The following is a 9969-nucleotide window of genomic DNA, read 5'->3' as shown; positions in this document are numbered from 1 at the left end:
AAGAAGTACAGTTTTCTGAGAAAAATGCCGCCCCATCAGCGCGGGTGGGCATGACGTCGGCGTCAGGATACAGATCTGTACACGCCGCTGTGGCCAGAGCAAAAAATCCAGCCGATAATACAACCCACCTTGTAGCGTGCATGCTCTACCCCGGTTTTTAATCCAACCTACGGTCTATTGTAGCGCATGGCAATGACCGCAACTGCGGCTTTAAAGTCGGTGAGGGTCAATTTTACAAATCTGACAAGGACTTGGACATTGCCGCTCACTATGGCGGTGAAAGCTATTTCTAGACCTTCTATGTCTGTGGGCATTTCACTTTTGTGAATCTAAGCAGAGTATTCGACAATCAGGATTGGGAGATCCAAACATGCTGGAAGCTTCGCCCCGAATAGTTTGGCTCGAAGCGATAGGGGCGATCCTAATGGTCCTACTTGGGTCCGGCAAGAAGTCGAGGACGGCGAAAAAACTGAGTTGTTCGCCGAACCGGACACTCATCCTGGCAGGCCCGACGGCTGCTTCGTCCGCAAAGTAGACGTTCAAGCAAGTTGCAGCGAATGACCGGTTCGAGCCCAATTTGCCGATTGCTGCAATGTGCACGAATGACCGCTGAACAGGTGCCGGCAAGGGCCTAGCATTCGCTTGTCAGCTAAATCCAAAGCTTGATGGATTAATACGGTGTCCCCGAAAGCCAAATGCTTGGCGAAAATAATCAAGCTAGCGGCTGATTAAACATAGTTCCGAATCCCACTTGAAATAGATTTAACCTAACATCGGAGACGCAATCATGACTGATTCAGATACAATTTTCTTTGGCTATCATGCTGATCCATCGCGCTCCAGTTCACTGCAGGCCGCTGCCTACACCGAGCGCAAGTGGTTTGACGCAGACCTTCGCGCCATCCTCTCCAAAACTTGGCAATGGGTGTGTCATGTCGAAAAAACACGTGAGCCAGGATCTTATGTAACAGTGGATATTGCCGGCCAACCCATTGCCGTTGTGCGTGATAAAGAGGGTAAGCTTCGTGCCTTTTATAATGTCTGCAAACACCGTGCGCATGAATTGCTGTCGGGCGAAGGCAATACAACGCGGATCATGTGCCCCTATCATGCTTGGGTCTATAAACTTGACGGGCAATTGGCTCGCGCACCACATACCGAAAACCTCGAAGATTTCAGGAAAGACGAGATTTGTCTCGATGCAGTGCAAGTCGAGGAATTTTGCGGCTTTGTTTTCGTTAATTTGGATCCAATGGCAGCTTCTTTGTCAGAACAATCCGGCAACTTGGAAACCGAAGTGCGCCATTGGGCACCGGATGTGGATCAACTCACTTTTGGTCATCGTCTGACCTATGACATCAAATCCAACTGGAAGAACGTCGTGGACAACTTCCTAGAGTGCTATCACTGTCCTACAGCGCACAAAGATTTTTGTGACCTCGTGGATATGGATACCTACAAGGTTACGACCTACGGCATTTACTCCAGCCATATGGCTGACGCGGGCACAAGTCCGAATTCCGCTTATGACGTGTCGAATGCCACCGTCAAAACCCATGCGGTTTGGTGGCTCTATCCGACGACCTGCCTGATGCGGTATCCGGGACGGTCAAGCATGATCGTGTTGAACATCATCCCCGTTGGGCCAGATCGGACGCTTGAAACTTATGACTTCTTCCTTGAGACGCCGGAACCCGACGCGATGGAGTTGGATGCAATTCGTTATCTGGACGAAGTTCTTCAGATCGAAGACATCAGCCTTGTCGAAAGTGTGCAGCGCGGGATGAACACACCTGCGTTCACCCAAGGTCGGATCGTCAATGACCCGGATGGTTCCGGCAAATCCGAGCACGCCGTACATCACTTCCATGGCCTAGTCCTGGATGCTTACGCAAAAGGTGCTGCGTGACGCGGCCAAACATCCTCGTGATAATGGCGGACCAATTGGCACCGCACTTCACTGGGGCATACGGGCACAAGGTTGCCAAGACACCCCACCTTGATGCGTTAGCCGCGCGCGGCATGCGCTTTGATGCGGCTTATTGCAATTCTCCACTCTGCGCACCTTCACGGTTTGCTTTTATGTCGGGCCAGCACATCAGCCGCATTGCAGCTTATGACAATGCATCCGAGTTCAGAGCCTCGGTGCCAACATTTGCGCATTACCTTAAATCGCTAGGCTACCGGACCTGTCTTTCAGGCAAGATGCATTTCGTTGGCCCAGATCAGATGCATGGGTTCGAAGACAGGGTAACAACCGATATCTACCCCGCAGATTTCGCATGGACCCCGGATTGGGAAGCGCCTGATGAGCGGATCGATAAGTGGTATCATAACATGCAAACCGTCAAGGAAAGCGGTTTGGCCCATGCGACCTTCCAGATCGACTATGACGATGAAGTCGGCTTTGCCGCCAATCGCTGGCTCTTCGATGTTGCCCGAGACAAAGCACGTGGGAACGATGCGCCCTTTGCGATGGTGGTAAGCTTCATTCACCCGCATGATCCTTACGTTGCGCGGCCCGAATGGTGGAATCTTTATTCGGACGATGAGATCGACATGCCGTCCTTTACACCCGTGACGGAGGATCAGGACCCGTTCTCGCGTCGGTTGATGGATGGGATCGAAGCATCATATGTGCCGCTCAGCGACGAAGAAATCCGTCGCGCGCGTCATGCTTACCTAGCCAATGTCAGCTACTTCGACAGCAAGATCGGGGAGCTGATTCAGACCCTCGAAGAGACGGGCGAGTTGGACAACACCATAGTGTTTGTAACTGCGGATCACGGCGACATGCTGGGAGAACGTGGGCTGTGGTATAAAATGAATTTCTTTGAACACTCTGCGCGCGTTCCACTGGTCATGGCCGGGCCGGGCGTTGTAGTGGGGACAACGCAGAATGCAGTGTCACTGGTTGATTTGCTACCGACCTTTATCGATGTTGGCGGCGGTAATGAGACGATGATCGGAGAACCGATCGACGGGCGCAGTCTAATGCCTTTGGCCCGTGGCGAATACGACCCAGTTGATGAAGCCATCGGTGAGTATTGTGCTGAGATGACGGGCTATCCCGTAATCATGATCCGGCGCGGCCCTTTAAAGTACATTCATTGCGACAGCGATCCGCCGCAGCTCTACGACCTAAACGCTGACCCACTGGAAACAAAAAATGTCGCCACAGATCCTGACTATGCTGACCCGGCAGCCCGCTTTGCAGCCGAAGTCGCGGAACGGTGGGACGGTAGTGAATTGCGAAAGAAGATTATCGCCACGCAGAGATCACGCCGCGCGTTACATGCCGCGATGGAAGCAGGTGCCAGCGAGCCATGGGATTACAACCCACCATCTGATGCAAGTCAGCAATATGTCCGCAACAACTTGGATTGGACGGTGGCCGCGAGTCGCTACCGCTATCCGCCTTTGAAGGATTGAAGCCAATGATGCTGAACGGAAAAATTGCCCTTGTGACCGGCGCGCGCGGTGGCATCGGGCGTGCAATTGTCGCGCGGTTCCTAAAAGAAGGGGCAACAGTATTTGCAGCTGACCTCACACCGGAAGGATCGTTAGACCAGCACGACGAAGATGGCAGTCATTTTGTTAAGCTGGATGTGACTCAAGAGGCAGACTCGGTTGCGGCGATGGATCATGTGCGCACCACACAAGGAAAGTTGGACATCTTAGTAAACGCGGCCGGTATCGAGATCGAAAAAACGGTTGAAGAGACCACGCTGGAGGAATGGAACCAAAGCTTTGCGGTTAATTCCACGGGCACGTTCCTGACCTCGAAATATGCCATCCCGTTGATGCGCGAAGCGGCGAAGACAGGGAATAGCGCAAGCCTCATCAATTTTGGCTCCTACGATGGGTTCATCGCTGATCCGGGCCTTGCGGCCTATTGCGCAACCAAAGGTGCAGTACACGCTTTGACCCGCGCAATGGCTTGCGATCATGGCCCCGAAGGTATCCGCGTAAACGCCATCTGCCCCGGCTATATCGATACCCCAATGCTGCAGAGCTTCTTCAACGGCGATGGATCTGGTGGCGGCGGCGGCAATATTGAAACGCTGCAACAGGCCGTGCGCGATGTTCATCCGACGCGCACCTACGGGACGCCACAGGACATTGCAAACCTGGTTAACTGGCTTGCTTCCGACGAAGCACGGTATGCCTCTGGCCAGTTGTGGGTTCTGGACGGGGGGCTGTCTGCACAAGTGCAGCAGATGAAACTCTGATGCCCAAATCCGTCATCATCACCTGCGCACCCACAGGGGGCATCCATACGCCGTCGATGTCGCCACATCTGCCGATTACGCCTGCCGAGATCGCGACAGCAAGTATTGAAGCGGCACAAGCCGGCGCGTCGATCATTCACTTGCACGCACGGCATCCAGAGACCGGCAAACCCGACCCCCGACCCGAGCTATTTCAGCAGTTCCTGCCCGTGATCAAACAGTCCACTGATGTGGTGATGAATGTCTCTACCGGCGGCGGTTTGGGTATGTCGATGGATGAGCGCCTGCTGGCGGCGACCTCAACAAGCCCAGAGATGGCATCTCTCAACATGGGTTCTATGAACTTTGGCATCTTTCCGATGCTGCAGAAATACACCGAGTTTCAGCATGATTGGGAACAGCCATTCCTGGAGATGACAGAGGACTTCATCTTTCCCAACACCTTCAAAACAATTCGTTACGCCATTGAAAAACTTGGTGGTGATCATGGCACAAAGTTCGAGTTCGAATGCTATGATCTTGGACATCTCTACAACGTCAAATGGTTCGTGGATCAAGGCCTGATCAAACCGCCTTTTTTCATTCAGATGGTGTTCGGCATCTTGGGTGGCGTTGGCGCGGATGCAGACCATCTAACCCACATGCACAACACAGCGGACAAGCTGTTCGGGGCAGAGAATTACGAATGGTCTGTCCTTGCCGCTGGCCGTCACCAAATGCCTTTTGCAACCCAAAGTGCATTGCGCGGCGGAAACCTTCGGGTTGGTCTCGAAGACAGCCTGTTCATTGGCAAAGGTGAGTTGGCCAAATCCAACGCGGAGCAGGTCACGCGCATCCGATCAATCGTAGAAAACCTTGGCTTTACGGTTGCGACGCCAGCAGAAGCGCGCATGCGGCTCGCACTAAAAGGCGGCGATCAGGTTGGGTTTTAAGGAGACGCTTATGCAGACGAAAATGTTGATCAATGGCGAATTGGTCGAAGGTACCGAAGAGGCGTTGGAAATCCTGAACCCTGCAACAGGCGAAATCATATGCACAGTAAAAGAGGCCAGCGATGCACAGACCGAGGCGGCAGTGCGCGGTTCGGCAGAGGCATTTGAGACCTTTTCGGGTACGACCCCCGCGGAACGCGCTGCGATATTGCTTCACATAGCTGAAGTTATCGAGGCGAACGGCCAGGAGTTGGCAGAACTTGAGAGCTTGGATGTGGGAAAACCCTGGCCATCGGCTCATGATGACGAAATGCCGCTGACGATCGATGTCTTTCGCTTTTTCGCCGGGGCTGCGCGCACCATGATGGGGTCTGCCTCTGGAGAGTATGTCGCGGGTCATACCTCGATGATCCGGCGTGACCCCATTGGCCCTGTCGCGGCCATAGCGCCGTGGAACTATCCGCTGATGATGGCGTCCTGGAAGATTGCCGCACCAATTGCAGCAGGATGTTCGGTGGTGTTGAAACCTTCCGAGATCACGCCGCTATCTACTTTGCGACTTGCAGAATTGTTACAAGATGTTCTGCCAAAAGGCGTGCTAAACGTGATTCATGGTCGCGGGCTCGGCGTGGGGAATACCCTGATGAACAGCCCACAGATGGAAGGGATCAGTATTACGGGCTCTCCGGCGACAGGCATGGCTGCTATGCGGGCTGCTTCCCAGAAAATTAAACACGTTCATCTGGAATTGGGCGGCAAGGCACCGGTCATTGTCTTTGATGATGCTGATCTCGATGCTGTGGCCGAGACGATCCGATATGGCAGCTACTTCAATGCCGGTCAGGACTGCGCACAGCCTTGCCGCGTGATGGTTGCAGACAGTGTTTACGACAAACTTGTGGCTGCGATTGCCGATCAGGTTGGCCAGATACAGACTGGTGCACCGAAAGCTGAAGGAACGGAAATGGGCCCGCTTGTCTCTGCGGCACAGCGAGATCGTGTGGCTGGTTTTGTTGATCGCGCACGCTGCAGCTCTGAAATCGTTTCCGGTGGGGCGTCTGGCGAAGAAGACGGCTTTTTCTACCAGCCGACAGTGATCGCCAATGTCGACAACACTGCAGAGATTGCCTGCAACGAGGTGTTTGGACCTGTTGTAACTATCTCCCGTTTTGCCGACGTAGAGGAGGCGTTGAAGATCGCCAACAAGGGGCCTTACGGGTTGGCCTCATCGGTCTGGACACGAGATGTTGGACGCGCGATGCAAATGACATCCAAGCTGCGCTATGGTTTTACGTGGGTAAACACGCATGGGGTCGCGACCCCCGAGATGCCATGGGCCGCGATGAAAGGCTCAGGTACGGGCAGTGATATGTCGGTCTATGCATTGGACGCTTATACTGCGATCCGTCATGTCATGGTGGCACACTGATGCGGTTGGCTGGAAAACGCGCCTTTGTCACAGGCGGCAAGCAGGGCATTGGGCGGGGCATTATTGAGGCGTTCATGGCTGAAGGGGCCGCTGTCAATACCTGCGGGCGCGGCCTTCAACCCGATGATCTGCCAGAAAACGTAATTTGGTACACACTGGATGTGTCTGACGCCGAAGCGGTTGCAGAGATCGTCAGTATAGTCGGTGGGACTGATATCCTAGTAAACAACGCCGGCGTTCAGATCGAAAAAACTGTTACCGAAAGCTCGGACTCGGATTGGGACTTAGTGATGGGCGTAAATGCGCGAGGCGTTTTTAACTGTTGTCGCGCCTTCATTCCAGAAATGTCGCAAGGTGGCTCGATCATCAACATCGGTTCGATCTCGGGCAATGCCGCGGACCCGTCGATGGCGCTCTACAATGCGTCAAAAGCGTTTGTGCATGGGCTCACACGCTCTATTGCAGTGGACCATGGACCAGCGGTGCGCTGCAACGCGATCTGCCCGGGATGGATTGAAACGGGCATGCTGGATGCAGCGTTCGACCTCGCGCACGACCCGGAAAAGGCCAAATCCGACGCGCTGGCTCGCCACGCGGTCAAACGCTTTGGTAAACCTGCCGATATTGCAGCGATGGCCGTGTGGCTGGCCTCTGACGACTCGTCTTTTGCAACCGGCCAGTTGTTCACGGTGGACGGTGGCCTGACGGCGGCCTCCCCCCTTAATCCGGGACTGTTATGATGTCAGAAATTGAAAGAACCGCCATTCTTGGAGCCGGTGTGATAGGGGCAAGCTGGGCCGCGTTGTTTCTCGCCTCGGGCCGTAGCGTGACGGTCTTTGATCCCGATCCGAATACCGAAGCATCCGTTCGCTCTTATGTCGAAAAATCCTGGCCGGCACTGGACGAGTTGAACCTCACAGATAGGGCCACACCCGACGCTATCACTTTCGTTTCAACCGCCGAGGAGGCTGTCCAGGGCGCACAATTCGTTCAGGAGAACGTGCCAGAAAGACTGCCAATCAAGCATTCTACCTATGCCGGGATTGAGCCAGAGTTGAACCCTAACGCAGTAGTTTCAAGCTCAACTTCCGGCCTGACGCTTGAAGCTTTGCAAGAGGGATGGCGCGATCCCAGCAAATTGATCCTTGGTCACCCATTTAACCCACCGCATCTCATCCCATTGGTCGAATTGACCATCAACGATTCCACCGGTTCAGATGTCTTGGACCGCACAGAAGCTTTCTACAAAGACATTGGTAAGATCACGATCCGGATCAAGAAAGGCATGCCAGGACATGTCGCGAACCGTTTGCAAGCCGCAGTTTGGCGCGAGGCCGTTCATATGGCGGTCGAAGGTGTTGCCAGTGTCGAAGACATCGATAAAGCGATGTGGGCTGGCCCGGGACTGCGATGGGCGGCGATGGGTCCGACAACCCTTTTTCACTTAGGCGCAGGCGATGGTGGCCTGCAGGCTTTCTGTGACCATTTCAAAGACACATTCAATGGCTGGTGGGACGACCTGGGTGACCCTCGTCTTGATGAGGATGTCATCAATAAACTGGTCGATGGCATTAACGATCAAACTCAGGGGCAAAGTACCGAAGAGTTATCAGCGCAACGCGACAAGATGCTTACAGCGATGCAAAAAGCTACCCAACATTTTCGGAATTGATGTCGGGATTGAACATTGGCCAAGCGCGAAACTCGAACGGGGTGCGGCCTTCAATGCGATCCGCACTGGGTGTCAATCCAAATCGTTTGCGGTATGCCCGGCTGAAATGAACCTGTCCATTAAACCCTGATGCTTCCGCAATCTCGCTGAACTTAAGCTCAGTTTGCGTCACTAATCCGCGCGCGCGATCAAGGCGAATGTCGCGGTAATACTCGATCGGCGACTTATGGACATATTGCTGAAACAATCGGCTAAGTTGTCGTTGCGAAATCTTCAACCTCGCTGATATTTCAGGGATCGACAAAGTGGCTTCCAAGTGCGCCTCCATCAAATCGATCGCGTCCCTTACCACTCCAGAGGTGACGTACCCCAGCGGCTCCATGTCTTTGGGGTTCTGTGATTGGCCTTCTCCGCGCACATTGTGATGAAAAAGGTATCGAGCAGATGCATTGGCGATACTCTCACCAGCGACAGAATGTACAAACCGCAATCCCAGATCGGTTGCTGCAGAACCCCCGCAACAAGTGAAAATCTTTCCATCCATAATAATCATGTTCTCTGACACGGTGGTGTCATGGGCCGTTTCGGCAAAGGCGTCGATGTGTTCATAGTGAACCGTTGCGGTCTTTCCTTTGAGTAGTCCAGCCGTCGCAAGAACAATCGCGCCAGTATCCAAACCTCCAACGATTGCTCCACCCGATTCCCATTTCTGTAGTGCTACCTTGAACTGAGGTGTCCCGTGACGCTCAGGTGTCCAACTAGTACTCACCAGAACCATCCAAGGCTTGCGCCTCACCACCTCCGCCAATGGGGCAGTGTCAATGACCAAGCCGCTGCTGGATTCAATTGGACCACCAGGGTCTGAGACATAGGTCCAAGAAAATCGAGCTGAACCCGTCAAGTAATTTGCTACTCTGAATGGATCCACGAAAGACGTTGTCGCCGAAACATTAAAATGCGAACTCACTAAAACAACTATGTCTAACTTGCGATCTATTGGCTGCGTCATGGCCGATTTTGTAAAACAGCGTCCAAAATTGTCAATTATGTTTCGGAATTACGCAAAAAACACCAAAGTACTGAGCCAAGCACTGGCTAAGTGAGAAGGCTAGGCCGAGGGGATCAGATCTCAATCAGTTTCTGGAGCTAGGCCCAGGACTCATAACCAGAAAATTACGGTTGCGGCGAGAGCGATGGCCGAAAGGAACACCTTGGGGCATCTGTTATGGCGGGTTGCCACGCGCCTCCAATCTTTCAAGCGGCCAAACATGATCTCGATACGATTGTGGCGTTTGTATCGGCGTTTGTCATATTTGACGGCCTTGCCGCGTGACTTTCGTCCGGGGATGCAAGGCGTTACTCCCATATCTACAAGGGCTTCACGGAACCAATCCGCATCATAGCCACGATCCCCAAGCAGCCAGTCGGCTGCTGGCAGGCTACTGACAAGAGCTCTCGCCCCAGTGTAGTCGCTTACTTGACCGGCGGTCATGAAGAACCGAATGGGCCGCCCAACCGTGTCAGCCACTGCATGCAACTTTGTGTTCATGCCGCCTTTGGTACGCCCGATCAGGCGTCTGCGCCCCCCTTTTTGACCGACAAGCTGGAAGCTGTCCGGTGGGCCTTGAGGNAAGTCGCATCGATTGAAATCGTTTTATGGTCAGGGGCTTCAGCGGCAAGGCCCTCCATAATTCGGGCAAACAC

8 protein-coding genes and 1 pseudogene are annotated in these 9969 nt (G+C 53.7%); 7 read left to right on the top strand and 2 right to left on the bottom strand.

Annotated elements, in window-relative coordinates; all coding sequences use genetic code 11:
- Positions 1–787: 787 nt before the first annotated feature.
- Genes RUA4292_RS16440 through RUA4292_RS16410 form a run of 7 tightly spaced genes read left to right on the top strand, consistent with a single transcriptional unit; the run spans position 788 to position 8265 of the window.
- On the top strand, positions 788–1909 hold the full coding sequence (locus RUA4292_RS16440; protein WP_058278586.1) for an aromatic ring-hydroxylating oxygenase subunit alpha: 1122 nt from the start codon (positions 788–790) through the stop codon (positions 1907–1909).
- A gap of 23 nt (positions 1910–1932) precedes the next feature.
- A complete protein-coding gene (gene betC, locus RUA4292_RS16435; protein WP_058278585.1) occupies positions 1933–3432 on the top strand; it encodes a choline-sulfatase in 1500 nt (499 codons plus the stop codon).
- A gap of 8 nt (positions 3433–3440) precedes the next feature.
- Entirely contained in the window at positions 3441–4232 is a 792-nt protein-coding gene (locus RUA4292_RS16430) for an SDR family NAD(P)-dependent oxidoreductase (RefSeq protein WP_233493473.1), read from the top strand.
- Entirely contained in the window at positions 4232–5164 is a 933-nt protein-coding gene (gene kce / locus RUA4292_RS16425) for a 3,5-dioxohexanoate:acetyl-CoA acetone transferase (RefSeq protein WP_058278583.1), read from the top strand. Before RUA4292_RS16430 ends, kce begins: the two co-directional genes overlap by 1 nt.
- A 10-nt stretch (positions 5165–5174) precedes the next feature.
- Positions 5175–6593, top strand: coding sequence for a gamma-aminobutyraldehyde dehydrogenase (locus RUA4292_RS16420; protein ID WP_058278582.1), 1419 nt, complete (start codon positions 5175–5177; stop codon positions 6591–6593).
- A complete protein-coding gene (locus RUA4292_RS16415; RefSeq protein ID WP_058278581.1) occupies positions 6593–7333 on the top strand; it encodes an SDR family NAD(P)-dependent oxidoreductase in 741 nt (246 codons plus the stop codon). The genes RUA4292_RS16420 and RUA4292_RS16415 overlap by 1 nt, the downstream gene beginning before the upstream one ends.
- Positions 7333–8265 carry a 3-hydroxyacyl-CoA dehydrogenase NAD-binding domain-containing protein gene (locus RUA4292_RS16410; protein ID WP_058278587.1) on the top strand — a complete coding sequence of 311 codons (933 nt, stop codon included), beginning with the start codon at positions 7333–7335 and terminating at the stop codon, positions 8263–8265. Before RUA4292_RS16415 ends, RUA4292_RS16410 begins: the two co-directional genes overlap by 1 nt.
- On the opposite strand, the gene RUA4292_RS16405 is transcribed toward RUA4292_RS16410, so the two are convergent.
- Positions 8243–9274 carry a GlxA family transcriptional regulator gene (locus RUA4292_RS16405; RefSeq protein WP_058278580.1) on the bottom strand — a complete coding sequence of 344 codons (1032 nt, stop codon included), beginning with the start codon at positions 9272–9274 and terminating at the stop codon, positions 8243–8245. The two genes, RUA4292_RS16410 and RUA4292_RS16405, sit on opposite strands and share 23 nt — an antisense overlap.
- Positions 9275–9424: 150 nt before the next feature.
- Positions 9425–9969: pseudogene (locus RUA4292_RS16400) on the bottom strand (IS5 family transposase); the annotation flags it as partial.

It is taken from the genome of Ruegeria atlantica, from assembly GCF_001458195.1.
In the GTDB taxonomy this organism is placed as follows: domain Bacteria; phylum Pseudomonadota; class Alphaproteobacteria; order Rhodobacterales; family Rhodobacteraceae; genus Ruegeria; species Ruegeria atlantica.
Note: the sequence above shows the minus strand (reverse complement) of the source record. Positions and strands in the feature narration are given on the sequence as shown.

What these genes read in the sequence shown, in the direction of transcription:
- RUA4292_RS16440 (WP_058278586.1), top strand. Translation starts at nt 788, where the DNA reads ATGACTGATTCAGATACAATTTTCTTTGGCTATCATGCTGATCCATCG.
- betC (WP_058278585.1), top strand. Translation starts at nt 1,933, where the DNA reads ATGGCGGACCAATTGGCACCGCACTTCACTGGGGCATACGGGCACAAG.
- RUA4292_RS16430 (WP_233493473.1), top strand. Translation starts at nt 3,441, where the DNA reads ATGCTGAACGGAAAAATTGCCCTTGTGACCGGCGCGCGCGGTGGCATC.
- kce (WP_058278583.1), top strand. Translation starts at nt 4,232, where the DNA reads ATGCCCAAATCCGTCATCATCACCTGCGCACCCACAGGGGGCATCCAT.
- RUA4292_RS16420 (WP_058278582.1), top strand. Translation starts at nt 5,175, where the DNA reads ATGCAGACGAAAATGTTGATCAATGGCGAATTGGTCGAAGGTACCGAA.
- RUA4292_RS16415 (WP_058278581.1), top strand. Translation starts at nt 6,593, where the DNA reads ATGCGGTTGGCTGGAAAACGCGCCTTTGTCACAGGCGGCAAGCAGGGC.
- RUA4292_RS16410 (WP_058278587.1), top strand. Translation starts at nt 7,333, where the DNA reads ATGTCAGAAATTGAAAGAACCGCCATTCTTGGAGCCGGTGTGATAGGG.
- RUA4292_RS16405 (WP_058278580.1), bottom strand. Translation starts at nt 9,274, where the DNA reads ATGACGCAGCCAATAGATCGCAAGTTAGACATAGTTGTTTTAGTGAGT.